This window comes from Haloarcula sp. H-hyl6, assembly GCF_056934455.1.
In genome coordinates this window covers 554029-576726 of record NZ_JBRIIK010000001.1, presented here as the reverse complement: position 1 = coordinate 576726, position 22698 = coordinate 554029, and the positions used below count along the sequence as shown (strand labels likewise).

Below are 22698 nucleotides of genomic sequence, written 5' to 3'. Positions count from 1 at the left end.
CTATCTCCCTCGCCCGGCACGGCCCGTGCCGGAGTCCGCGTCCTCGTGACCCAGCGCCTTCCGAAGGAACTTCATCCAGCGCTTGGTGTCGGCCGTCTCCTGCGCTTCGGCTTCCGCCTCCAGGTTGGCGGGACCGAGTTGTTCGAGCGCGTTCAGCGCCCGGTCGATGCCGATGATGGCCTCGGCCAGTTCCTCGCCGCGCTCGTAGCTCACCTCGCCCTCCTCTATCAGTTCCTTGCGCTCGATGCGCTCGCGTCGGAGGTTCTTCTTCGCTCGGTCCACGCGTTCGCGCTCGCCGGCCGGTATCGTGTCCCGGCGCTTCATCTCGAAGACGAACGACTGGAGGTCGATGTCCTCGCCCTGGACGGTAATCTCGTCGGGAATCGCCGCACCGACGGTCGCACCCTCCCGTTCGATGCGCTCCAGTAGCTGTTTGCGCTCGAACTCTTGCACTGTCGTCGGCTTCGGCCCACGGGGTCTTACCCGCTTCGCTCGGTCGGGTCGCGGCGTCGGTATCTTTTTCGTCTTCTCTCCACCTACTACCAACATAGTACTGAACAGTCGGCAGGTGACTCCCAGTAACATGGCCCTCACGTTCGAGACGACAGCGGACAGACCCGGGGTCGAAATCATCGACCGAGTGGAGCGCCAGCGCTACCGACTGCACACGCCCTCGCCCGTCTCTCCCGTGCCGGTCTCGACCGACGGCTTCCGGTTCCCGGTCGGGTCGGCCGTCAGCATCCGCACGAGCAGTATCGTCCTCCCGACCGTCGTGCCGGTCTACGTCCGAGACACGGCCGGCGAGATGGTCGCGGAGGTGAAACAGTTCGAGTCGAAGACGGTCCCAGACGGCGCGTACAGTCTCGACCTCTGTACGCGCATCAAGACGTACATCAGGGCCGACACCGGCTTCGAGGTCAGCGTCGACATGGAACAGACCCGCATCGACTTCGGTGACCCGACCGAGGTGCGCGTCGGCGCCCGGTCGCGCCACGAACGCCCGGCCGCGACGGTCACCACCACCGAGGACCCGGTGGACATGATGACGGCCGTCGAGACGTTCGGGTCGGCCCTGAAGACGATCGACCCCGAGCGGTCGTACCCGACGCTCCGAGGCCACCCGCCTGCACTGGAACTCGGCGACAGCCTCGACGTGCCCGCGTCCATCCAGCGACCGGACACCGGCGTCCACCTCGAACTTCCGCCGGACCTCGGGTCCGTCTTCGTCGCCGCGCCGCTGGCGTACTACCTCGGGGCGTCCGTCGCGCCGGGGCCCGCGCCGCGGCTGACGACCGACGACGGCTTCGAGCGCTCGCTCGACGGCCCGATGGGGTACGAGCGAGAGGTCGAGCGGACGCTGAAGCAACTGTTCTTCCTCGACTGCGTGACCCGAACGGAGGGGTACTACAAGATAGACCTCCACGAACGGCGCGCGGTCGAACCGTACGTCGACCTCGACTTCGCGGCGCTGTACGACCGCCCTCTCGCCGAGCAAGTCGCGGCCTACCTCGAGGTCCCCTACGAAGTCGTCGAGGACCACGTGCCGGAGTGGCGGCTGACCACCCACGTCGACCCCGTCGCCGCCAACGCCCCGCAGTTACCGTTCGTCGTCGACGACCTCGCCATCGTCCGCACGCACCAACCGACAGGGAGCAGTGGGACCAGCAAACCGGCGGGCTACGAGGAGACGCTTACCCGGTCGGACGACTTCACGCGCTCTGCCAGCACCGGGACTATGGTCAGGTCCACCGGCACAGAGGACGACTCAGAACCTACCCGACCGAACTACGTCGAACCGCAGGCCGACGACGCACTCGAACAGGCCTGGCTCGGCGACGGCGTCCCTATCGGCGCGACCAAACTCGTCCCCGAGGCCTTCCAGAACAGACTGGACCGCGAGACGACCGAGGGAGACATCACTATCCGAGTGGTCCAGAACGACGCCCGGATGGCCGCCGAACGCCAGATAGCCGACGAGGTGTACGGCAACCGTTCGGACCTGCCGTTCGACGTCACCGTCCACGAGAACCTGACGACGGACGAACTCGCGACGGTCCTCACGACCGACGCCGACTTCTTCCACTACATCGGCCACACCGAACGCGACGGCTTCACCTGCGAGGACGGGACGCTCGACGCCGCGACGCTCGACGTGGTGGGCGTCGACACGTTCCTCTTGAACGCCTGCAACTCCTACCACCAAGGCCTGACGCTCGTCGAGAAGGGTGCCATCGGCGGCATCGTCACCCTCAACGAGGTGCTGAACGACGGCGCGGTCCGCATCGGCGAGTCCGTCGCCCGCCTCCTCAACAGCGGGTTCCCCCTCCGGGCGGCGCTCACCATCGCCCGAGACGAGAGCATCCTCGGCGGGCAGTACATCGTGGTGGGCGACGGCGGGATTACGGTGACGCAATGTGCAGGTGGATCGCCCAATTTGCTTGAGATTGAAAAATCCCGAGATGATTTTGAGGTGTCAATAATAACCTACGCTACGGATGAGAAAGGATTGGGGACAATATTCATACCATTCATATTCGATACGAATCAGTATTATCTCGCCTCAGGAGATATTGGAACCTTCCGCGTTTCGGATGAGGAACTATCTGATTTCTTGAAATTGGAAGAGGTTCCAGTTAAAATGGGAGGGGATCTTCTCTGGAGTTCCTCTCTGGAATTAACATAATAATGGCACCTATCTGGGCCAAACCTTGCGGCTGATTCGACATTGAAACTCGGTACTTAGCTTCCGCACTGCTATCGGTCAGTTATTGTTTGACCCTGTAATTTACGGGCCAGCAATACTTGCATTGTTTCCTGCCATCGCGCTACCTGCCTGCGTCAGCAGCAGGAGAATCGTGAACAGTGCGCCGGCCATCCGTGGGTGCTCCGCGAGGTAATCTCGCATCGTGGTATCGGACATGATACAATCTACATATCAGGGCAATATATATTAAATATTTCTGAAGTGTTCTTACATGTATAAAATTAGATTAAGCCGTGATTAGAACAGGGTTTGACGGCGTTCGGCCGCCGTCTGGCGCTTACTGCTCGCGGATTCTTCAGCCGCAACCGTACGACACTCGAACAACTACCCGGAGATTGTTAAGTGGTGACTACCGTCACTATCAGTATCGTTTTGTGAAGGGCCACTAAATAGATAGGTAGAGATACGCACAGATGGCTAACTACGAGCACACGAACGCAGGGCATCCACACTCGGCGGGACTGCCCCGCGGGGGCGTCGGGATGGCTCGCCACCGCAGTTTCGGACCGGCCGGCCGTTCGAGCGCCGGCGAGGACACGACGGGGCCGGCGGGTGTACGGAGATGACGGCCGACGGCACACCGTCGTTGGGGAACGACACGGTCGAACTGTCCCGGACGGTCCTCCGGGGGAGCCACCGCGCGACGAACCGGAACGTCCCGCTCATACGGACTGAGTCCTCGGATTCGGCCGAAGAGATACACGCGGAGGTTCCGATTCCGCTGGCGAAGATGGAGACCGGCCAGCAGATTCGCGTCCTGCACGTGGACGACAACCCGCAAATCGGCGACCTGATTCAGACGTTCCTCGAACGCATCAACGACGAGTTCACCGTCGTCAGCGAGACGAGCGCGGTGGCGGCGATGGACCACCTCCGCGAGGGCAGCGTCGACTGCGTCGTCAGCGACTACCAGATGCCCAACACCGACGGGCTGGAGTTCCTCGAAATCGTCCGCGAGCAGTACCCTGACCTGCCGTTCATCCTCTTTACCGGACAGGGAAGCGAGGAGATAGCCAGCGAGGCCATTCAGGCGGGCGTCACCGACTACATGCAGAAGGGGACCGGGACCGACCAGTACGAGGTGCTCGCCAACCGCATCGAGAACGCCGTCGAGCAGTACCGTACGGAACAGCAGTTCTGGAACGCGCTCTCGTGGTACCAGCGGCTGGTCGAACAGGAGATAGCGGGCGTCTGTATCGTCCAGCAACGCGAGTTCGTCTACGTGAACCAGAAACTCGCCGAGACGTTCGGCTACGAGCAGAGCGAACTCGTCGGGGCGTCGCCGGCCCGCATCACGGCCGACGACGAGACGACGTTCGTCGAGGCGGTGCAGTCGAGCGACGACGGCGACTTGGAGTCGTTCGACTCGACGTTCACCGGCGTCCGGACCGACGGCGAACGGGTGACCGTCGAAGTCTCGGGCGGCGCTATCGACTACGACGGAGCGCCGGCGTGGATAGGTGTCCTCAGAGCGACCGACGACTCGCCGCTCAACGAGTAGTCCGGCCCGCTCGCTCGTTTCTGCCCCGTTCTCGCACAAGCACAACCCATTTGCACGGCCCACCCGAAGTGACGACAATGTCGGAGTGCGACGTCTGTGGCAAGCAAGAAAACATGCCCTACCAGTGCGGGCACTGCGGGGGGACCTACTGCGCCGAGCATCGGTTGCCGGAGTCCCACGACTGCCCCGGACTGGACAACTGGGACGACCCGAAGGGCGTGTTCGACAGTGGGTTCGACGACAGCGTGAACAGCGGCGGGTCGAGCGGGTCCGGCGGCGTCGCGGACCGCCTCGGCTTCGACACCGGCCCCGGTGGACCGATGGCGTACTTCCGCGGGAACATGACGTACGTGTTCCTCGCGGCGATGGCCATCACGTTCCTCCTCGAAATCATCGTCCTGCGGGTCGTCGGCAGTCAGGAACTGTTCCAGACGCTGTTCGTCCTCCACCCGGACAATCCGGAGTACGTCTGGACGTGGGTCACGTCCATCTTCGCGCACTCGCCGCGCGGCTTCTACCACATCCTCGGGAACGGCATCATCATCTACTTCTTCGGTCGCATCGTCGAGCAGCAGATGGGGTCGAAGCGGTTCACGGCGTTCTTCCTCGTCTCGGGGATGCTCGCCGGCCTCGGCCAGATAGGGCTCCAGATGGTGCAGGGCGGCGGCGCGTACGGCGTCCTCGGAGCTAGCGGGGCCGCGCTGGCCATTCTGGCGTTCCTGACGGTGCTCAACCCCGGCCTGCGCGTCTACCTCTACTTCCTGATTCCGGTCCCAATCTGGGCCATCACCGGCTTCTACCTCCTGTTCAGCGTCCTCGGGTCGCTGTCGCCCGGGTCCGTCGGCCTCCTCGGCGGGAACATCGCACACACGGCCCACCTCATCGGCCTCGGCATCGGTCTCTGGTACGGCCGGAAGTTCAAGAGCCAGATGCGCGTGCCGAGCCAACTCCAGTTCGGCCGCGGCGGGGGCGGCCCGGGCGGCCCGGGCGGACCCGGCGGCCGCGGCCCCTTCTGAGATGGACGTCGTTCGTCCCGAGTTCGTCCCCGACCCGAGCCTATCGACGGCGGAGATGGAGGGCCTCCAGCGCGACATCGCCGAGGCGGCGGTGTTCGAGGACGACTTCGAGTTCGACCTCGACGCGGTCGCCGTCGACGGCCCGGTGGGACAGTCGACCTTGGACGAGACCGGAGTGGACCACGGTACACGAGACGGAGCACCCCCGCTCGTCGCCGGCGTCGACCAGGCCTTCGTCGGCGACCGGGCCGTCTCGGCCGTCGTCGTCCTGCGCGGACGCGAGGTCGTAGAGCGGACCTACGCCGTCGAACTGACCGAGATTCCCTACGTCCCGGGCCTGCTCTCGTTCCGTGAGGGCGGGGCCATCCTGTCGGCGTTCGCGAAACTCGACCGCGACCCCGACGTCGTCTTCGTGGACGGGAGCGGCCGCATCCACTACCGGGAGGCCGGACTGGCGACCCACGTCGGCGTCACCCTCGACGTGCCGACGGTCGGCGTGGCGAAGAACCTCCTCTGTGGGACGCCGCGGGCGTCGCTGGACCGCAAACTGCCGGCCGGCGAGCGCGTCCCTATCGACGCCGACGAGGACGTCGAGACGGCCGCACCCGGCACCTGCATCGGCTACGCCGTCCAGACGCGGCAGTACGACTCGGGAGACCGGCACGTGAACCCCCTCATCGTCAGCCCCGGCCACCGCGTCAGCGCCGAGACGGCCGCGGACCTCGTGTTGGCGACGGCCGCCGGCTACAAACTCCCCGAACCGACGCGACTGGCCGATAGCTACGCCGACGAGGTCAAGACCGAGGTGTAGTGGGGCGGCGACCGCGACCGGGTGGGCTTAATTGTCCGGGGCGTGTCGCCCCCTCTATGGCCAAGACGGTGCTGATTACGGGTGCGGCCGCCGACGTGGGTCGAGCGACCGCAGAGGCGTTTCTCGACGACGACTGGGCGGTGTGGGCGACGGCCGCCGACGAGGCCGCTCTCGCGCCCCTCGCAGAGGCCGGGTGTGAGACGGCCGAACTCGACGTGACGAACGCCCGCGAGTGCGAGCGAGTCGTCGAGGACGTCGTCGACGCGACGGGTCGGATAGACTGTCTGGTGAACGCCGCGGGAACGGCGCAGTTCGGCGCGGTGGAGGACGTCTCGACGGCGGCCCTCGAAGCGCAGTTCGACGTGAACCTGCTGGGACCACACCGGATGATTCGGGAGGTCCTGCCGCACATGCGCGCTCGGGAGAACGGGACCATCGTCACCGTCTCCAGCGTGGCGGGTCGCCTCTCGCTCCCGGGGCAGGGCGGCTACGCGGCCTCGCAGTTCGCCGTCGAGGGACTGAGCGACGCCCTCCGCGTCGAGGCGGCTGAGTTCGACGTGGACGTCGTGCTGGTCGAACCCGGCCCGATAGAGTCGGCCGGCGACCCCGAGGCTGACGAGCGAGCGGACAGCGAGGCGACGGGTGCGTACGACTGGCTCTATCAGGCACAGGAGGACTCGCGGTTGGCGGGGGTACGGGACGCGCTGTCGGTGACGCCCGGAACCGTCGCGCTGACGGTGCGGGACGCCGCGAACGCGAGCGACCCGGAACCCCGGTACGCCGTCGGCGAGGGGGCGAACCTGCTCTTACTGGCGCGGCACGTCCCCGCCCGGTGGCGGGACGCCACCTTCTCCGTGCTCCGAAAACTACTGGACTGACTCAGTCCAGACAGGCGGCCACGACGGCGAGCAGTCGCTCGCCGTGGACCTCCTCTGCAAAGAGCGGCACTCGCTGGACCTCGTGGCCCCGGAACAGGTCCTGTGCGCGTGCCAGCGCGTCCTGTTGGACCTGCCAGCGCCGGGCGCAGAACTCGCAGTCGTCGTGGTTCGGCCCGGCGATGTCCACCTCGCGGCCCAGAACCTCGCTCGGGTCCTGCATCACGCGGTTGACGACGACGGTACCGACGGGGATGTCGAACTCGCGCAACTGCCCGAGGAGGCGTTCCGACTCCACGACGGAGAGTTCCTCGGGGACCATCACGACCCGGAAGTCCGTCTTCGTCGGGTCGCGCAGAATCGCCCGCAGGTGCTCGATGCGGTCGCTGAGTTCGCGCAGGTCCTCGATGCCTTCCTCCGGGTCCACGTCCTCGTCGCCGCCGAACATCCCGGTGAGGTTGCCCATCATCCCCGAGAAGCGCTCGCGCAACTGGAGCATCTTCCCGACCATCGAGTCCATCGTCTCGGGGAGTTCCAGCAGTCGGAGCGTGTGGCCGGTCGGCGCCGTGTCGACGACTACGCGGTCGAACCGTTCGTCGTCGATGTAGTCCAGTAGCAGGCGCATCGCGGCGGCCTCGTCGGCCCCGGGCATGGACCCGCCGAGGAGGCCGTCCTCGCCGCCAACGGGGTCGTCCTCGCCCGCTCCGCCTGCGCCACCGAGTGGTCCGTCCTCGCCGCCCAGCATCCCGCCGAGGCCGCCGAGGGCGTCGTCGTCCATCCCGAGTGGGCCCTCCCCGACGGCCGCCTCCGGGTCGATTTCGGCGGCGAACAGCGGCACGTCCTCGCGGATGCGAGTCGGTTCGGCGGGAATCTGCGTTTCGAGCGTGTCGGACAGCGAGTGGGCCGGGTCCGTCGAGACGACGAGCGTCGCCGTCCCGTCGCGGGCGGACGCAAGCGCTGTAGCCGCGGCACACGTCGTCTTTCCGACGCCGCCTTTCCCGCCGTACAGCACGTAGTCCGGTGCGTCGACACCGGTGGGTGTGTCGATGTCGTCGACCGCCTCGACGTCGAGGTTGCTCATACCCGAGGCTACGCCTCTGGCCTTGAGTACTTCCCGAAAACGGAGCGACGGAACCCGCCGACCGGTCCGTCGTGGGACGCGACGACTCCCGACGGCCGGGGGTCGTCACGGTGGCGGGGTCGACAGGTTACTGCCGAGAGGACCGTGCTTCGCGCACTTCGGCACCGTCGCGCAGTTTGTCCTCGCAGTTCGGGCAGACCCGGGGCCCGTGTGCTTCGGAGGCTTCTGGTGTGAACACCCGCACGTACTGCTCGGTTACGAACTCACCGCAGTTTTGACACTCGGGCATCCCTTGATACACTCTAATGATTCTGTATAGGCTTTTTGTTGCCCACGAAAAACGCCGGTTAATAACTCGTTTCAGGCGAACTGTGCGCCGTTAATCGCAGTCTCGCCAGAACGCGTCCAGTTGCCCGGCGAGGAACTCCGGGGTCATCCGGATGAACTCCTCCCGCTCGCCGGCCGGGAGGAACGGGAAGACCGAGTGACGCGCGTCGGGCGCGTACCGCCGCCCGACGAACGCGCGGACCCCTACCTCGTCACTCCCGCGGATGACGCGCCCGATGGCCTGGCGCGCGCGCCGGACCGCCGGCACGGTCAGCGCGTACTCGAAGGCGTTCTCGTCGCCGAACGCGTCGCCGTAGGCTCGCTGGACCGCCCGGACGCGTGGCGACCCGATGTTGACCAGCGGGACCCCGACGACGGCACAGGTCGACAGTTTCGCCCCGTCGTAGTCGACGCCCTCGGTCAGCGTCCCGCGCGTCGAGGTAACCAGCACTTTCCCCTCGCCGCCGAAGAACGACTGCTTGCGTCGTTCCGTCTCCTCGTTGCTGGAGGACTCGTCGACGACGACCGGTTTCTCGACGGCCTCCTGCAGGTAGGCGCCCGCCCAGCGCGCCTCCCGGTAGTTCGGCATGGCGACCATGACGTTGCCCGGCGAACGTGCGATGGCCCGGAGCGCCTGTGCGTACTCGTCACGGGTCGGGTTCCAGTTTTCCCCCAGCGGCTTCATCTCTTCGGGGTCACCGCGGTTCCGCGCCGTGAACGGCCGCGCGTCCACGAGGTACGACGCGCGGTTCTCCGGGGGGAACGGGAGGTCGTACGTCGCCGAGCGAACCGACCGCGTCAGGTCGTCCTCGTCGTCGCCGTCGTCCGTCTCGGCCAACGCGTCCAGTCCCGAGACGCGCGTGAACACGTCGAGCGGTTCGAGCGTCGCACTCATCAGGACGCCGCCGCCCAACTCGTCGAAGGCGTCCCGGAGCGCCATCGCCGGCATGCAGTTGTAGCAGAGCAGGCCCGCCGTGTAGACCGCCTCGTAGTCGGCGTCGGCACTCCGGGACTCCTTGGGCGAGTGTTCCAGTTCTATCTCCCGGAGGAACGTCGAGTGGTCCCGTTCCCACCACTGCCCCGCGACGACGCCGACGGCCGCACACACCGGTTGGCGGGTCAACCCCAACTGGTCGATGGCGTCCTCGACGGCCGCGCCTATCTTCGAGAGCGACCGCCACAGTTGCCCGTCGTACCCCTTCTCCTCGGCCCACTCGGTGAGTTCGTCCTGTTCGACCGTGTCGGGGTCCCGAAGCGGAATCTCGCGGTCGTGGTCCGGCAGTCTCCGGGGGTTCGTGCGCCACCCCTCGTGTTCCGCGTCGAGGAACGACTCCACCCGGTCGTCCAGCCACCGTCCCAAATCGTCGTAGAACTTCCGGGCGTGGTCGACCGCTTCCAGCGGCATCTCCCGCGCGGAGAGAACCTCGCGGACCTGCTCCTTGTGGTCGGCGCTCTGCTGGGCCCGCTGGACCAGCAGGTTGCAGTCGTTCCGCGCCTGCGTGATGGTCTGTCTCCCCAGCCGGTCCGACAGCAGGTCCCGGACCCGCTCTTCGAGTCGGTGGGCCTCGTCGACGACGACGAACGTCTGGTCGTCGAGAATCGAGGAGAGGAGTGGCCGAGTGGCCGGGTCGAACAGGTGGTTGTAGTTGCCCACGACCACGTCCGCTTCGTCCAGCATCACGCTCATCACGCGGTGTGGGCAGGTCCCCCGTTCGACGGCCGACGGGAGGTAGTTCTCCAGCGTCACGACGTTGTTCGGTCCGGCCGAGAAGTCCACCGGCGAGCCCTTGTTTCGGGCGTACCAGTCGGCCTCGAACGGGCAGTACAGCGGCGGGTCGTCGCTCTCGGCCATCGACTCGGGCGCGGTGGGTTGCTCGGGCCGATAGGGGGAGGCCGCGCCCGCCGTCGAGAGCGTGTCCTCGCCGAGTCGCGTCTGTGCGGTGGCGTCCGGTCGGGCCGCCGCCGCGAGGTCCTGTCCCTTCCGTGGGTCCCACCACTGGTCCTCGTCGTCTACCTCGCTCTGGATGGCCGTCTCGGCGACGGCGGCACCGTCCGAGCGGCCGTCGTCCTCGACGAGTCTGGCGGTCGCTTCCCGCAAGTCCTCACAGCGGTCGTGCGTGCCCACGTCCTCGGGGAACTGTCCCTCCCGTCCGTACGGGCAGAGGTCCGTCTTCCCGACCAACGCGATGCCGTCGAACGGGTCGTCGACGCCCGCGTTCAGCGTCCGCAGGTCGTCCACGAACTGCTGTAACTGCTGTTTGACGGGCGTGACCACGACCACTCGCTCGTAGAGGTCGGTGTCTCGGACGAGGTGGGCCGCGGCGGTCAGCGCCGCCATCGTCTTGCCAGTCCCGCAGGGGCCTTCCATCGCCAGAAAGCCGCGAGACTTGCCGGCCGCTATGGCGCGCTCGATGGCGTCAGCTTGGTTCTCGTACGGCGCCTCGAACCCGAAGTACCGACGCCACGATTCGTCCCCCGTCGAGGCCGTGTCCCGCATCGGAACAGGGTTGGGCGGCCCGGTATTTGAACCGCGGGGTTCACCGATAGGTCCCGCTGGCGGTGACGTATCGGCAGACCGAGCGTCACCCGTGGGTAGGGTCGTCTTCGAGGTCGTGGACCTCGATGGAGAGGTCGCCGTTCCCCCAGAGAATCACGACGGCGTCGTGGGTCGTGAACTCTATCTTTATCGTATCCCCCTCTCGCTCCTGTCGGAACAGGTGGTCGAGAGCGTCGGGGTCGATACTGTCGTACAGGACGCACTTGTCCTCCGTGACGTCCCGACCCTTGGCCGTCGATATCGCGGAGATTATCGCGGTGCTCAGGTCTTCGTCTTCGTCCGGTCTGTACCGTAGATGCTGGCTCGACTGCATGTGCGCGTATTTAATGATAGTCGTAGTGGTCCGTAAATATGTAGCATGGCATGGCAAGGTGAAAGCACTGTGAACGTATTCGGCCTCCCGACGGCACGTAGGGACCACCCGAGCGCGCCTCTCACAACACGACGAAACTCGGGAAGTAGAGCGCCAGACAGACCATCGCCGCGCGGCGGTCGATACCCTCTCGCCAGTAGAACAGTCCGAGGACGGCGATAGAGACGCCGAGCATGTAGAACAGCGACGGCATGATGGCCGTAGAGTCACCGACGACCACGTCGAAGAATACGGCGCCGATGCCCAGCGAGAAGACGGGGTCGGTGATGTTGCTGCCGAGGATGGACCCGACCGAGATGCCGTGTCGCCCCTCGTAGGCGGCGATGCCGGCGATGACGATTTCGGGGACGGTCGTCCCGAGGCCGGTGAGCAGGCCGACGAGGAACTCCGAGAGGCCGACCAGTCTGGCGATGGCGACGCCGTTTGTGACCATCACCTGCCCGCCGACGACGACGAGGAGCAATCCGCCGAGAATCCACGGGAGCGTCTCGCGGGGCGGGCGGGGTTCCTCGATGACCTCCTCCGTAATCTCTTCGCCACCCTCGTTGGTGTAGAGGGTGTAGATGAACTGGACGTACGCGAGCATCATCAACAGGCCCTCCGACCGACCGATGACGCCGTCGTCCAGCGTCAGAATCATGATTATCATCGCGAGAATCATCGCCGTGCCGTAGACGAGGACGCTCCGGCGCTCCACGACGAACGGCGAGACGAACGCGACGACGGCGATGGCGAGCGTAATCTGGGCGGTCTCCGACCCGACGATGTTGCCGACGACGAGGTCGCCCGCGCCGTAGAAGGCCGCGTAGACGGAGGTGACCATCTCCGGGACCGACGTGCCCACGGAGATGACCGTTACCCCGATGAAAAAGGGCGAGACGCCGTAGTACAGGGCGAGGTCACCGGCGGCGGTGACCGCTCGGTCGGCACCGACGACGAGTCCCGCGAGTCCGGCGAGAAACAGGATGGCCTCGACGAGCATCGTCTGACGGCACTCGCTCCGGCCAGTAAAGTATGGAGGGCGAACGCGGTTAGTCGTCGCTTTCGGCCGTCCGTCGGTCGCCCGCGGCGTCGGTGTCCCCGAGGAGTTCCTCGCGGTGTTCGTCGAGCAACGGCGCACGGCCGCGCGGTCGGGGGTTCGTCTCGGTCATCTTGATGGGACTGCCCGCGACGGTCATCTCCTCCTCGACCCCCGGTTGTGAGACGTCCGCGAGCATCTCCCGCGCGTGGACGTGCGGGTCCTCGAAAATCTCGCTGGTGTCCTGCACCGGCGCGGCCGGGACCCGGCCGTCGAGTCGGTCGACGAGTTCCTCCGTCGACTGCTGGCGCGTCCAGTCGGCTATCTCGCCGCGCAACTGCTCGCGGTTGCGGAGGCGGTCCGGCGTCGTCGGATACTCCGCCGCGAGGTCGGGCCGGTCCATCGCCTCACAGAGAGTCTGCCAGTGACGGTCGTTGAACGCCGCGACGACGACGTGACCGTCGGCCGCCTCGAAGGCGTCGTAGGGGAACAGCGTCGGGTGGGAGTTCCCCTGCCGAGTCGGTGGCTCCCCGTCACAGGAGTACTGGTAGACGGTGCGCTCGGATAGCGACACCATCGCGTCGTACATCGCCGTGTCGACGTACTGACCCTCGCCCGTTCGCTCCCGGTGGTGGACGGCGGCGAGGATACCCACGGCGTTCAGCGCCGCGGTGAAGATGTCGCCGACGCCCGGCCCCACCTTCGTCGGCGGGCCGTCCTCGGGGCCGGTAATCTCCATGACGCCGCCCAACGCCTGCGCGATGAGGTCGAACGAGGGTTGGCCCTGCCGGTGTGTCTCGCCGGTCCGCGGGTCGCCGAAGCCCCGAATCGAGGAGTAGATTAGCTGTGGGTTCCGCTCGCGCAGGGTCTCGTAGCCGAGGTCGAACTTCTCCATCGTCCCGGCCTTGAAGTTCTCGACGACCACGTCGGCGCGGTCGACCAGCGAGAGGAACGCCTCGCGGTCCTCGTCGGTCCGCAGGTCGAGTTCCAGCGAGCGCTTGCCGCGGTTGACGCTCTGGAAGTACCCGCCGTAGGCCTCCGACTCGGGGTCGTCGACGAACGGCGGGTTCGAGCGAATCATGTCGCCGCCGGGTCGCTCGACCTTTACCACGTCCGCGCCCATGTCCGCGAGCAGCATCGTGCAGTACGGTCCGGACAGGACCTGCGTCAGGTCGAGCACCCGCAGGTCGGCAAGCGCACCCATGACGAGACGGACTGACGGCGGCGTGATAAATCTTGGTGATAAATCATTATATATTCTCTAGGGGCGTATTATCATGAAAGACCATTAAGTTTATACTGCCGCCGCGAGCACCGTGTAGTACATGCCCCGGACCGTCATTCTCGGCGTGATTGGTTCCGACGCTCACGTCGTCGGTATCACGATTCTCGAGCAGGCGCTCTCGGCCGCTGGATTCGAGGTCGTCAACCTCGGCGTCCAGACCTCACAGGCCGAGTTCGCCGACGCAGCGAAAGCTCACGGCGCCGAGGCTGTACTGGTCTCCTCGCTGTACGGGCACGCTCGGCAGGACTGTGAGGGGTTCCACGACCTCCTGGAGTCCGAAGGGCTCGACGTCCTGACCTACGTCGGCGGCAACCTCGCCGTCGGGCAGGACGACTTCGAGACCACCCGCGAGACGTTCCGCGAGATGGGCTTCGACCGCGTCTTCGACGCGGAGACCGACCCCGAGGAAGCAATCGCCGACCTCCGGCGGGACCTCGAACTCACGGCCACCGAGGGCGAACAGGTCAGGGTCGACACCTGACGATGCTCACGGACACACGGCTCGCCGCCGACGAGCTACAGCAAATCGCCAACGACCTGCGGGACGACTGGCACACGGGACGGCAGGTCGACTTCGAGGAGGCCATCGCCTTCCACGAGTCCCTGCCAGCGAGCAAACGCTTCGCGCCGGTCCTCGAATCCGCCGACCAACCGCTCCTGCAACCGCGGGCCGGCGTCCCGTGCCTCGAGGACCAGATAGACCTCCTGCGCTATCTACAGGAGGAGGGCGGCGCGGACCTCCTGCCGACGACCATCGACTCGTACACGCGCGACAACGAGTACGAGAAAGCAGAGGAGGGCCTCGCGGCCTCCCGGAACGGCGATACGGACGAACTGAACGGCTTCCCCGCCGTCAACCACGGCGTCGAGGACTGCCGCCGACTCGTCCGCGCGCTGGACGCACCCATCGAGGTGCGCCACGGGACGCCAGACGCGCGACTGCTGGCGATGGTCACCCTCGCCGGCGGCTTCCAGTCCTTCGAGGGCGGCCCCATCTCGTACAACATCCCCTACACGAAACGGCACGACTTGGCGACGACCATCGAACACTGGCAGTTCGTGGACCGCCTCTGTGGCGCGTACACGGAGCGAGGGGTCACTATCAACCGCGAACCGTTCGGCCCGCTGACCGGGACGTTGGTCCCCCCGTGTATCGCCATCGCGGTGATGCTCGTCGAGGGGCAACTTGCGGCCACGCAGGGGGTCCGCTCGCTCACGCTGGGCTACGGACAGGTCGGCAACGTCGTGCAGGACGTCGCCGCCCTGCGCGCCCTCCGGGGACTCGGCGAGGAGTTCCTCCCGGACGAGGTGACTGTCACCACCGTCTTCCACGAGTGGATGGGCGGGTTCCCGCCCGACGAGGCCCGCGCCAACGGCGTCATCAGTCTCGGCGGGGCGACGGCCGCCGTCGCCAAGCCGGACAAGGTCATCACGAAGTCCCCGCAGGAGTTCCAGGGCGTCCCGACGAAGGAGGCCAACGCCTCCGGGCTGCGCACCACCAGACAGCTCATCGACATGATGATAGAGCAAGACATCGACCTCAACGGCATTGACGAGGAACAACGGCTCATCGAGCGCGCCACTCGCGCGCTGATGGACGCCATCTACGAGGCCGGCGACGGCGACGTAGCCCAGGGCGTCATTCGAGCGTTCGACTCCGGAGCGATGGACGTCCCGTTCGCGCCGAGCGACGCCGCCGCCGGCGCGGTCCTCCCGGCGCGGGACGACGACGGCCGGGTGCGCATCTTCGAGTTCGCTGACCTCGCGCTCCCGGACGACGTCAAAGAGACCCACAAGGCTCGACTGGGCGAACGTGCCCGCACGGAGGGCCGTGACCAATCCTTCCGGATGGTCGCCGACGACGTCGACGCCATCAGCGACGGGAAACTCATCGGCCGACCGACCGGGACACGGGGAGGTGCCAGCGATGCGGATTGAGGCCGTCCGAGCGGTGCCGGGCCTCTCCGGGTTCTTCTTCGACGACCAGCGAGCCATCAAGGACGGCGCGACCCAGCGGGGGTTCGCCTACGACGGCCAACCGGTGACTGAGGGGTTCGAGCGAGTTCGGGAGGCCGGAGAGTGTCTCATCGTCGAACTCGAACTCGCCGACGGCACCGTCGTCTCCGGGGACTGCGCCGCCGTGCAGTACTCCGGTGCGGGCGGCCGTGACCCGCTCTTTCGGGCCGGCGAGTACCGCCCGGTCGTCGAGGGCGTCGTGGCGGACACGCTCCGGGGCCGTGACGCGACCCTGTTCCGGGAGAACGCCGAGACGTTGGAAGCGATAGCCCCCGAACGTTCGGGCGGCGAGCGCCTGCACACGGCGGTCCGCTACGGCGTCTCGCAGGCGCTCCTGAACGGCGCCGCCCGCGCTCGCGGACAGACGCCGACGGCCGTGCTCACGGCGGCCTACGACACAGACCCGGCGACGACGCCGGTCCCGGTGTTCGGCCAGTCCGGCGACGAACGCCGGACCAACGCCGAGAAGATGCTCATCAAGGGCGTCCCCGTCCTCCCCCACGGCCTGTTCAACAGCGTCGAGAAAGTCGGGGAGTCGGGCGAGGGCCTGCGCGAGTACCTCGCGTGGCTCTCGGACCGGGCCGGCGACCTCGGCCCGGAGAACTACGCGCCGCGGTTCCACGTCGACGTCTACGGCATCCTCGGGAAGGTGTTCGGCCCGCCGTACGACCGGGCCGAGGTCACCGACTACTTCGAGACGTTGCGGGAGGCGGCCGCGCCGTACCCGCTGCAGGTCGAAGGGCCGATGGACGCCGGCGGCCGCACCGAGCAGATCGAGCAGATGGCCGAGTTGCGCGACGGACTCGCGAGTGCGGGCGTCGAGGTGGACATCGTCGCCGACGAGTGGTGTAACACCTTCGAGGACGTTCAGGCGTTCGTCGACGCGGGGGCGGCCGACGTGGTGCAGGTGAAGACGCCGGACCTCGGCGGTATCCATCGCTCCGCGGAGGCAGTGCTGTACTGCGACGGCACCGACACCCGCGCGTATCTGGGCGGCACCTGCAACGAGACGGTCACCTCGGCGCGGGCCTGTGCCCACGTCGCCCTCGCGACGGACGCCGCGCAGGTCCTCGCCAAGCCCGGGATGGGATTCGACGAGGGGTTCATGGTCGTCACCAACGAGATTCGACGGACGCTCGCTCGGCAGAGCGGCGGCCGGCAGGAGGTGCAGGCCGATGACTGACTGGGGCGACCCCGACGCCGTCGACTGTTCGGACCCGGAGACGTTCGACGCCCTGCTGGACCGGGCCGACACCCGCGAGAAGGGCCACTACTTCGAGTTCTTCGCGGAGGGCGACGAACTCGCCCACGACCCCGGCCTCCGCCTCTCCCAACACGGGAGCGAACAGTGGATGGGCCAGACGCTGAACCACGACCCGGCGTACTGGCGGCCCGACGCCGCCACCGAACGGGGGTTCGACGACGTGCCGGTCCACCCGGACTACCTGCTCGCCTGTGTGATGGGCATCACCGTCGAGGACCTCTCGGAGAAGGGCGGGTACTTCCTCGGGCGCACCGACGTCGAGTTCCACCGGCCCGCACCGCCGGGGACGGAACTCGCCGTCACCTCCCGCGTCGTCGACACGCGGACCTCCTCGTCGCGGCCGGCCTACGGCATCGTGACGTGGGCGACGGAGGGTTGCGACCGCGTGACCGGCGAGACGCTCGTCTCCTACGAACGGACGAACATGATTCCGCGGCGGGAACCGGCGGCGACGGACGGCAGTGGGTCGATGGCCGAGGAGGACGACGCCGAACCTCCCGACATCCCCGACACATTTCTCACGCCGGAGGGCCCACATTTCGAGGACTTCCGCGACGCCCTCGAACGCGCCCGCGAGGAACAGGCCGCTGTCGCCTACCGACACGAACGCGGTCGCACCATGGACGACCAACTGGTCGCGGGCCTGCCGCTGGCGACGCTCAATACTGCACGCCAGCACCACAATCGCGACGAGATGGCCGACTCGCCGTCGGGCGACATCGTCGCCTACGGCGACGTGACTCGCTCCATCGCGCTGGCTCACGCCCGCTCGGACGAGGCGACCTACCGCGAGCGCCGCTTCGCGGACGAGCGGTTCCACTCGTTCGTCACGCTCGGCGACACGATTTACGGCTTCACGCGCGTCCTCGACTGTGACGCCGACGCCGGCCCCGAGGAGGCGGGGGCGGTCACCTTCGAACACGTCGCGTTCAATCAGGACAGCACCCCGGTCTACAGCGGCCGGCGAACCGCACTCGTTCAGCGCTCCCAATGACAGACACACGACTCTGCCGCACGTTCCAGACCGCACCCGCTGCCGTCCCGCGAGACGACAGCGCGAAGTTCCTCGAATCCGGCCTCACCAGCGAGGGGTTCGAGACGCCCGATTGGCTGGTGCCGGACATCGAGGACGGTACCGCGCCGTCGATGAAGGGCGAAGCCGTCGACAACATAGTCGACCGGGTGCCCGACCACGCCCCGGACTTCGCCGGGAAGATTCTCCCGCGGGTCGAGTGGGCCTACGACGGCGCCCAGTTCCGCGAGCGCGGGACCGAACAGGTCCGGAGACTCGCCGACGAGGTGGGCGACCACCTCGACGGCGTCGTCTTCCCGAAGGTCGGCCGCCTCGACGACGTGCGAGAGGCCGCCGGGGTGCTGGCCGACGCCGAACGCGACGCCGGCCTCGACGACGGGTCGCTGGAGATGGCCGTCATCCTCGAAACCGCGGCCGCGCGCTCGGACCTCCGAGAGATTTGCCAGTTCGCCACCGACTCCCGACTCTCGGGCATCGTCTTCGGCCCCGTCGACTACACGGCGGAACTGGGCGGCCGGGCGCTCCACGGCGAGCGCCCGCGCTGGGACGGCCTGCTCGAAGCCCTCTCGAACGAGACGAGCGCGGCGGACATCGTCTCCATCGGCGGCCCGTTCGACCAACTGTTCCACGAACGCGCCGGCGTCACCTACTACAACGCCGAGGGGTACGCCGACCAGGTCGAACACGAGGCGACCATCGGCATCGACGGGTCGTGGTCGCTCCACCCCAAACAGACCGCGCAGGCCAACCGCATCCACATGCCCAGTAGCGAGGAACTGGACCGGGACCTCTCGAAGATAGAGGCGTTCAACGACGCCAAACGGGAGGGGACCGGTGCCGTCGTCGTCGACGGGCAGATGGTCGACGAGGCGACGTACAAGAACTTCGCCAACACGGTCCTGACGGTGCGGGCCATCGACGGGACACACCCCGACCAGACTGGCGAGTACTACGACGACGCACTGCTGGAGCGGGCGCTGTCCGTCGAACTGGCCTTCAACTGACTGGCCCGTAACCCGTCGGCGCACCAACCCTCAAGCCCGTCCAGCCCTACGCTTCGGTGATGAACGCCATCGAGGTAGACGGACTGACGCGGCGCTACGGCGACCTCGTGGCCGTCGACGACGTCTCCTTCTCGGTCGCCGAGGGCGAGATTCTCGGACTGCTCGGCCCGAACGGCGCCGGGAAGTCCACGCTCGTCAACACGCTCTGCACCCTTCTCAGGCCCAGCGAGGGGACCGCTCGCGTCGCCGGCCACGACGTGGTCGCGGACCCCGGCGGCGTCCGGTCGGCCATCGGCGTCGTGTTTCAGGAACCCGCCTTGGACGAGGAACTGACCGGCGCGGAGAACCTCCGCTTTCACGCCCGCCTGTACGGCGTCCGAGGAGAACGCCGCCGCGAGCGGATGGCGACGGTACTGGACCTCGTGGACCTCGCCGAGGACGCGGACAAGCCGGTCGGCGAGTACTCCGGTGGGATGGCCCGCCGACTCGAACTCGCCCGGGGCCTCCTCCACGAACCCGCGGTCCTCTTTCTGGACGAACCGACCGTCGGACTGGACGCGGGGACGCGCAAGACGGTCCGGGAGTACGTCGACCGCCTGAACCGCGAGGCCGGCGTCACCGTGGTCCTGACGACCCACTACATGGAGGAGGCCGACGCACTGTGTGACCGCGTCGCCATCGTCGACGACGGGCAGGTCGTCGCACTCGACGCGCCGGAGGCGCTGAAAGACGCGCTCGGCGGTGACGTGATACGGGTCGGGACCGACGACCCGGCCGCCGTCGAGCGAGCGGTCGGCGACGCGCCGTGGGTCCGGTCGGTGACACGGACCGGGGACGGCCTCGACGTGGGCGTCGACGACGGCGAGCGTCGGGTCGCGGCGCTCGTCACCGCCGCCAGCGAGGTGGCCGGCGTCTCGACCGTCTCCGTCGACCGACCGACGCTCGAACGGGTCTTCCTCTCGCTGACGGGGCGGACGGTCGAAGAGGCCGACGAGAGGGACGGCCCCGGCGTCGCCGCGGCGACGGCAGAGACGGAGGCCGACGATGACTGACGAGTCCGGACGACTCGGCCGGGAGGCCGTCGCCGTCTACGGCCTCTGGAAGCGGGACCTCGTGCGGTTCTGGCGGGCCAAGAGCCGCGTCGTCGGCCTCCTGCTGGGGCCCTTCTTCATCCTCGTGTTCTTCGGCTTCGGGTTCAGCGACGCCCGGTTCGGGGCGATTCCGCCGTCGCTGTCGTATCTGGAGTACCTCGTCCCCGGCATCCTCGGGTTCACGATGCTGTTCTCGGCGTCGTTCACCGGGCTGGCGGTGCTGTCGGACCGCGAGGTCGGCTTCCTGAAGGAGATTCTGGTCGCGCCGGTGAGTCGGACCGCCGTCGTCGTCGGGCGCATCGCCGGCGGCGCCACGACGACGATGTTGCAGGCGTTGCTCATCCTCCTGTTGGCAGTACCGCTCGGGTTTCGGCCGGTGTCGCTCGTCGGCGTCGGCGTCGCCGTCGCCTTCCTCGTCCTCGTCGCCGCGACGTTCATCGGCCTCGGACTGGCGATGGCCTCCCAGTTCAAGGACACACAGGGGTACAACCTCATCATCAACTTCGCGTTGTTCCCGCTCGCCTTCCTCTCGGGGGCGTTCTACCCGCTCTCGAACCTGCCCCTGCCGGTCCGCGTGGTCGGGTACCTCAACCCGCTCACCTACGGCGTCGACGGCCTCCGGGGGGCGCTGGTGGGGTACTCCGAGCGGGCGCTCGTCGTCGACTTCGGCGCGATGGTCGTCGCCGCCGTCCTGACGGTGGCGCTCGGCGCGGCGCTGTTCCGCCGCGTCGAGGCCGTCTGAGTCACTCGAAGAAGGCCGCCAACCGCTCGGCCGCCTCCTCGACGCGCGGGGTCACCAGCGCGAACCGTATCCAGTCGGACCGCGACTCGCCGAACGCCTCGCCGGGCATCCCGGCGACGCCGGCCTCGTCGACGAGTTCGTAGACGTTCTCGAAACTGCCGGCGAACTCCGGGAACCGGGCCATCACGTAGAACCCGCCTTCGGGCCGGTTGTACTCGGCGCCGGTCCGGTCCAGCGCGGTACAGAACGCGTCGATGCGGCGTTCGAGCCGTCGGCGCGAACTCGCGTAGTAGTCCGGCGACGTGGTTCGCAGTGCTCGCTCGACGGCGTACTGGGCGGGGCGACTCCCGCTGACGTTGCTCAGCATGTGTCGGGTCCCGGCCCGTTCGACCAGGTCCCCGGTTGGCCCCTCGGGCGAGGGGAATACGGCGTACCCGACCCGGAGGCCGGTGATAGCCATCGACTTCGAGAAGGAGTTCGTCGCGACGACGTTCGGCGAGTCGTGTTCCAGCGCGGAGGCGAACCGACCGCTGTAGTCGAAGTGGTCGTACACCTCGTCGCTGACGAGGAGGGCGTCGTACTCCTCGGCGATTGCGACGAACTCGGCCATCGCGTCGGCCCCGTACACCGCACCGGTCGGGTTGTTCGGCGAGTTCACGACGACGACGCTCGTGTCATCGGTGGCGGCGGCCCGGACGGAATCGGGGTCGAGGTGGCCGTCCTCCGAGACCGGAACGAACGTCGTCTCCGCGTCGAGGAAGTTCGCGCGGCCGGCGTAGTACGGGTAGACGGGGTCGGTCAGCAGTATCTCGTCGCCGGGGAACTGTTCCAATCCCCCTGTCATCGCGAGGTGGTTGGCCTCGCCAGCGCCGTTCGTGACGACGACCCGCGATACGTCGACGCCGCGTCTGGCGGCTATCCTCTCGCGCAGGGGCTTGAGACCGCGGCTCGGCGCGTACTGGAACTCGTCGGCGTCGGCCTCGGCGTAGTCCCGGAGGGCGTCACGGAGTCCCTCGGGCGGGTCCCAGTCGGGATTCCCCGACACCATGTCGACCACGTCCCGGTCGGCCCGGGCCGCGTACTGCATCACCCGGAAGAACTGGGGCGTCTCGTAGTCCATACCGACGCTCGGGTCCCGAACGCCGTTTGTCTTTCCGTTAGCCGGCACTCACCGACGGCGCCTCCGTCGCTCCCCCGCGACTCACTGCCGGAGGTAGAGGGTCACGGCACCCAGTGCGAGCAAGAGCACGCCCCAGAAGAGGTCGGACCCCGGCAGGAGTCCGAGGAGGAGCGTGACGAGTCCCGACGTGACGAGCGACCAACCGAGCGTCGTCTGGTAGGCCATGGCGTTGGTTGGGGTTCCACACTGATAGGTTCGGGCCGTCGGATGAACCCTTATTCCCGACCGCCTCCAACCACCACCCATGACCGACGACGAGGCGCCAATCGAGGAGCGGGTCGGCGACACACTCAGAGAGCGGGACGAGACAGTCGCCGTCGCCGAGTCCTGTACCGGCGGACTGGTCGGGTCGCTCCTGACGGACGTGCCCGGGTCGAGCGACTACTTCGACCGCTCTATCGTCTCCTACTCCTACCGAGCCAAACAGGAGTTGCTGGCCGTCTCCCGGGAGACACTGGACGCCCACGGCGCCGTCTCCGAACCGGTGGCGCGCGAGATGGCACGGGCGGTCCGGGACACCGCCGGCACCGACTGGGGCGTCGCGACCACCGGCGTCGCCGGTCCCACCGGGGGGTCGCCCGAGACGCCGGTCGGTACCGTCTACGTCGGCGTCGCCCACGCCGCGCCGTGGGAGACAGGGGAATCCGGCTGTTCGGTGGCCCACTACGAGTTCGACGGGACCCGGCGGGAAGTGAAAGCCCGCATCGCCAGACAGGCGCTCACCGACCTGTTAGACGCCACGCGAGAGGCGTAGAGTAGC

Annotated in this window: 23 protein-coding genes; 13 read left to right on the top strand and 10 right to left on the bottom strand. The window is 67.5% G+C overall.

The annotated features are described in order from the left end of the window. Window positions 1-453 carry a DUF5788 family protein gene (locus tag Hhyl6_RS02965; protein ID WP_483737732.1) on the bottom strand — a complete coding sequence of 151 codons (453 nt, stop codon included), beginning with the start codon at window positions 451-453 and terminating at the stop codon, window positions 1-3. A 130-nt stretch (window positions 454-583) separates the two neighbouring features. Between Hhyl6_RS02965 and Hhyl6_RS02960 the strand changes: the two genes are divergently transcribed. After that, window positions 584-2683, top strand: coding sequence for a CHAT domain-containing protein (locus tag Hhyl6_RS02960; protein WP_483737731.1), 2100 nt, complete (start codon window positions 584-586; stop codon window positions 2681-2683). 102 nt (window positions 2684-2785) lie between these two features. On the opposite strand, the gene Hhyl6_RS02955 is transcribed toward Hhyl6_RS02960, so the two are convergent. Continuing rightward, window positions 2786-2905: a DUF7503 family protein gene (locus Hhyl6_RS02955; protein ID WP_483739662.1), complete on the bottom strand. Its 120-nt coding sequence runs from the start codon at window positions 2903-2905 to the stop codon at window positions 2786-2788. Between the two features lie 421 nt (window positions 2906-3326). Here Hhyl6_RS02955 and Hhyl6_RS02950 point away from each other — a divergent pair, with 421 nt between their 5' ends. The 4 genes from Hhyl6_RS02950 to Hhyl6_RS02935 all read left to right on the top strand — a co-directional run bounded on the left by Hhyl6_RS02950 (window position 3327) and on the right by Hhyl6_RS02935 (window position 6970). Beyond that, window positions 3327-4265 (top strand): response regulator, encoded by a 939-nt coding sequence (locus Hhyl6_RS02950; protein ID WP_483737730.1) that lies wholly within the window; start codon window positions 3327-3329, stop codon window positions 4263-4265. A gap of 77 nt (window positions 4266-4342) precedes the next feature. Continuing rightward, on the top strand, window positions 4343-5281 hold the full coding sequence (locus tag Hhyl6_RS02945; protein ID WP_483737729.1) for a rhomboid family intramembrane serine protease: 939 nt from the start codon (window positions 4343-4345) through the stop codon (window positions 5279-5281). Window position 5282: 1 nt separating this feature from the next. Continuing rightward, the gene (locus Hhyl6_RS02940; RefSeq protein ID WP_483737728.1) at window positions 5283-6092 is read left to right on the top strand and encodes an endonuclease V; all 810 of its coding nucleotides are present in this window, start codon (window positions 5283-5285) and stop codon (window positions 6090-6092) included. 56 nt (window positions 6093-6148) lie between these two features. Then, window positions 6149-6970, top strand: coding sequence for an SDR family NAD(P)-dependent oxidoreductase (locus tag Hhyl6_RS02935; protein WP_483737727.1), 822 nt, complete (start codon window positions 6149-6151; stop codon window positions 6968-6970). Between the two features lies 1 nt (window position 6971). Here Hhyl6_RS02935 and Hhyl6_RS02930 read toward each other — a convergent pair whose 3' ends face one another. From Hhyl6_RS02930 to mct, 6 genes are all read right to left on the bottom strand, one after another. Continuing rightward, window positions 6972-8048: an ArsA family ATPase gene (locus tag Hhyl6_RS02930; RefSeq protein WP_483737726.1), complete on the bottom strand. Its 1077-nt coding sequence runs from the start codon at window positions 8046-8048 to the stop codon at window positions 6972-6974. Between the two features lie 127 nt (window positions 8049-8175). Beyond that, window positions 8176-8337 (bottom strand): DUF7563 family protein, encoded by a 162-nt coding sequence (locus tag Hhyl6_RS02925; protein ID WP_262176004.1) that lies wholly within the window; start codon window positions 8335-8337, stop codon window positions 8176-8178. Window positions 8338-8427: 90 nt separating this feature from the next. Then, window positions 8428-10872 carry an ATP-dependent DNA helicase gene (locus tag Hhyl6_RS02920; protein WP_483737725.1) on the bottom strand — a complete coding sequence of 815 codons (2445 nt, stop codon included), beginning with the start codon at window positions 10870-10872 and terminating at the stop codon, window positions 8428-8430. Between the two features lie 85 nt (window positions 10873-10957). Continuing rightward, window positions 10958-11245: a HalOD1 output domain-containing protein gene (locus Hhyl6_RS02915; protein ID WP_483737724.1), complete on the bottom strand. Its 288-nt coding sequence runs from the start codon at window positions 11243-11245 to the stop codon at window positions 10958-10960. Between the two features lie 121 nt (window positions 11246-11366). Further along, window positions 11367-12287, bottom strand: coding sequence for a sodium:calcium antiporter (locus Hhyl6_RS02910; RefSeq protein ID WP_483737723.1), 921 nt, complete (start codon window positions 12285-12287; stop codon window positions 11367-11369). Window positions 12288-12336: 49 nt separating this feature from the next. Further along, on the bottom strand, window positions 12337-13527 hold the full coding sequence (gene mct / locus Hhyl6_RS02905) for a succinyl-CoA:mesaconate CoA-transferase (protein ID WP_483737722.1): 1191 nt from the start codon (window positions 13525-13527) through the stop codon (window positions 12337-12339). A 121-nt stretch (window positions 13528-13648) separates the two neighbouring features. Between mct and glmS the strand changes: the two genes are divergently transcribed. The 7 genes from glmS to Hhyl6_RS02870 are packed head-to-tail and all read left to right on the top strand — an operon-like array spanning window position 13649 to window position 20758. Continuing rightward, window positions 13649-14089 carry a methylaspartate mutase subunit S gene (gene glmS / locus Hhyl6_RS02900; RefSeq protein ID WP_483737721.1) on the top strand — a complete coding sequence of 147 codons (441 nt, stop codon included), beginning with the start codon at window positions 13649-13651 and terminating at the stop codon, window positions 14087-14089. Between the two features lie 2 nt (window positions 14090-14091). Continuing rightward, a complete protein-coding gene (locus Hhyl6_RS02895) occupies window positions 14092-15546 on the top strand; it encodes a methylaspartate mutase subunit E (RefSeq protein ID WP_483737720.1) in 1455 nt (484 codons plus the stop codon). After that, window positions 15536-16807: a methylaspartate ammonia-lyase gene (locus Hhyl6_RS02890; protein WP_483737719.1), complete on the top strand. Its 1272-nt coding sequence runs from the start codon at window positions 15536-15538 to the stop codon at window positions 16805-16807. The genes Hhyl6_RS02895 and Hhyl6_RS02890 overlap by 11 nt, the downstream gene beginning before the upstream one ends. Continuing rightward, window positions 16800-17882 carry a 2-methylfumaryl-CoA hydratase gene (gene mch / locus Hhyl6_RS02885; RefSeq protein ID WP_483737718.1) on the top strand — a complete coding sequence of 361 codons (1083 nt, stop codon included), beginning with the start codon at window positions 16800-16802 and terminating at the stop codon, window positions 17880-17882. Before Hhyl6_RS02890 ends, mch begins: the two co-directional genes overlap by 8 nt. Continuing rightward, window positions 17879-18925, top strand: coding sequence for an L-malyl-CoA/beta-methylmalyl-CoA lyase (gene citE, locus Hhyl6_RS02880; RefSeq protein WP_483737717.1), 1047 nt, complete (start codon window positions 17879-17881; stop codon window positions 18923-18925). The genes mch and citE overlap by 4 nt, the downstream gene beginning before the upstream one ends. Before the next feature lie 59 nt (window positions 18926-18984). Continuing rightward, window positions 18985-19977 (top strand): ATP-binding cassette domain-containing protein, encoded by a 993-nt coding sequence (locus Hhyl6_RS02875; RefSeq protein WP_483737716.1) that lies wholly within the window; start codon window positions 18985-18987, stop codon window positions 19975-19977. Further along, on the top strand, window positions 19970-20758 hold the full coding sequence (locus tag Hhyl6_RS02870) for an ABC transporter permease (RefSeq protein WP_483737715.1): 789 nt from the start codon (window positions 19970-19972) through the stop codon (window positions 20756-20758). Before Hhyl6_RS02875 ends, Hhyl6_RS02870 begins: the two co-directional genes overlap by 8 nt. A gap of 1 nt (window position 20759) precedes the next feature. On the opposite strand, the gene Hhyl6_RS02865 is transcribed toward Hhyl6_RS02870, so the two are convergent. Continuing rightward, window positions 20760-21878 carry a pyridoxal phosphate-dependent aminotransferase gene (locus Hhyl6_RS02865; protein WP_483737714.1) on the bottom strand — a complete coding sequence of 373 codons (1119 nt, stop codon included), beginning with the start codon at window positions 21876-21878 and terminating at the stop codon, window positions 20760-20762. Between the two features lie 81 nt (window positions 21879-21959). Beyond that, window positions 21960-22103 carry a hypothetical protein gene (locus tag Hhyl6_RS02860; protein WP_483737713.1) on the bottom strand — a complete coding sequence of 48 codons (144 nt, stop codon included), beginning with the start codon at window positions 22101-22103 and terminating at the stop codon, window positions 21960-21962. Window positions 22104-22182: 79 nt separating this feature from the next. Here Hhyl6_RS02860 and Hhyl6_RS02855 point away from each other — a divergent pair, with 79 nt between their 5' ends. Then, entirely contained in the window at window positions 22183-22692 is a 510-nt protein-coding gene (locus Hhyl6_RS02855; protein ID WP_483737712.1) for a CinA family protein, read from the top strand. The last annotated feature ends 6 nt before the right edge of the window (window positions 22693-22698 follow it).

Excerpts from the sequence above, each read along its gene's own strand:
- citE (WP_483737717.1), top strand. The coding sequence starts at position 17,879 with ATGACAGACACACGACTCTGCCGCACGTTCCAGACCGCACCCGCTGCC.
- Hhyl6_RS02860 (WP_483737713.1), bottom strand. The coding sequence starts at position 22,103 with ATGGCCTACCAGACGACGCTCGGTTGGTCGCTCGTCACGTCGGGACTC.
- mct (WP_483737722.1), bottom strand. The coding sequence starts at position 13,527 with ATGGGTGCGCTTGCCGACCTGCGGGTGCTCGACCTGACGCAGGTCCTG.
- Hhyl6_RS02960 (WP_483737731.1), top strand. The coding sequence starts at position 584 with ATGGCCCTCACGTTCGAGACGACAGCGGACAGACCCGGGGTCGAAATC.
- Hhyl6_RS02895 (WP_483737720.1), top strand. The coding sequence starts at position 14,092 with ATGCTCACGGACACACGGCTCGCCGCCGACGAGCTACAGCAAATCGCC.
- Hhyl6_RS02915 (WP_483737724.1), bottom strand. The coding sequence starts at position 11,245 with ATGCAGTCGAGCCAGCATCTACGGTACAGACCGGACGAAGACGAAGAC.
- Hhyl6_RS02855 (WP_483737712.1), top strand. The coding sequence starts at position 22,183 with ATGACCGACGACGAGGCGCCAATCGAGGAGCGGGTCGGCGACACACTC.
- Hhyl6_RS02935 (WP_483737727.1), top strand. The coding sequence starts at position 6,149 with ATGGCCAAGACGGTGCTGATTACGGGTGCGGCCGCCGACGTGGGTCGA.
- glmS (WP_483737721.1), top strand. The coding sequence starts at position 13,649 with ATGCCCCGGACCGTCATTCTCGGCGTGATTGGTTCCGACGCTCACGTC.
- Hhyl6_RS02950 (WP_483737730.1), top strand. The coding sequence starts at position 3,327 with ATGACGGCCGACGGCACACCGTCGTTGGGGAACGACACGGTCGAACTG.
- Hhyl6_RS02940 (WP_483737728.1), top strand. The coding sequence starts at position 5,283 with ATGGACGTCGTTCGTCCCGAGTTCGTCCCCGACCCGAGCCTATCGACG.
- Hhyl6_RS02945 (WP_483737729.1), top strand. The coding sequence starts at position 4,343 with ATGTCGGAGTGCGACGTCTGTGGCAAGCAAGAAAACATGCCCTACCAG.
- Hhyl6_RS02955 (WP_483739662.1), bottom strand. The coding sequence starts at position 2,905 with ATGCGAGATTACCTCGCGGAGCACCCACGGATGGCCGGCGCACTGTTC.
- Hhyl6_RS02870 (WP_483737715.1), top strand. The coding sequence starts at position 19,970 with ATGACTGACGAGTCCGGACGACTCGGCCGGGAGGCCGTCGCCGTCTAC.
- Hhyl6_RS02890 (WP_483737719.1), top strand. The coding sequence starts at position 15,536 with ATGCGGATTGAGGCCGTCCGAGCGGTGCCGGGCCTCTCCGGGTTCTTC.
- Hhyl6_RS02865 (WP_483737714.1), bottom strand. The coding sequence starts at position 21,878 with ATGGACTACGAGACGCCCCAGTTCTTCCGGGTGATGCAGTACGCGGCC.
- mch (WP_483737718.1), top strand. The coding sequence starts at position 16,800 with ATGACTGACTGGGGCGACCCCGACGCCGTCGACTGTTCGGACCCGGAG.
- Hhyl6_RS02920 (WP_483737725.1), bottom strand. The coding sequence starts at position 10,872 with ATGCGGGACACGGCCTCGACGGGGGACGAATCGTGGCGTCGGTACTTC.
- Hhyl6_RS02925 (WP_262176004.1), bottom strand. The coding sequence starts at position 8,337 with ATGCCCGAGTGTCAAAACTGCGGTGAGTTCGTAACCGAGCAGTACGTG.
- Hhyl6_RS02910 (WP_483737723.1), bottom strand. The coding sequence starts at position 12,287 with ATGCTCGTCGAGGCCATCCTGTTTCTCGCCGGACTCGCGGGACTCGTC.
- Hhyl6_RS02930 (WP_483737726.1), bottom strand. The coding sequence starts at position 8,048 with ATGAGCAACCTCGACGTCGAGGCGGTCGACGACATCGACACACCCACC.
- Hhyl6_RS02875 (WP_483737716.1), top strand. The coding sequence starts at position 18,985 with ATGAACGCCATCGAGGTAGACGGACTGACGCGGCGCTACGGCGACCTC.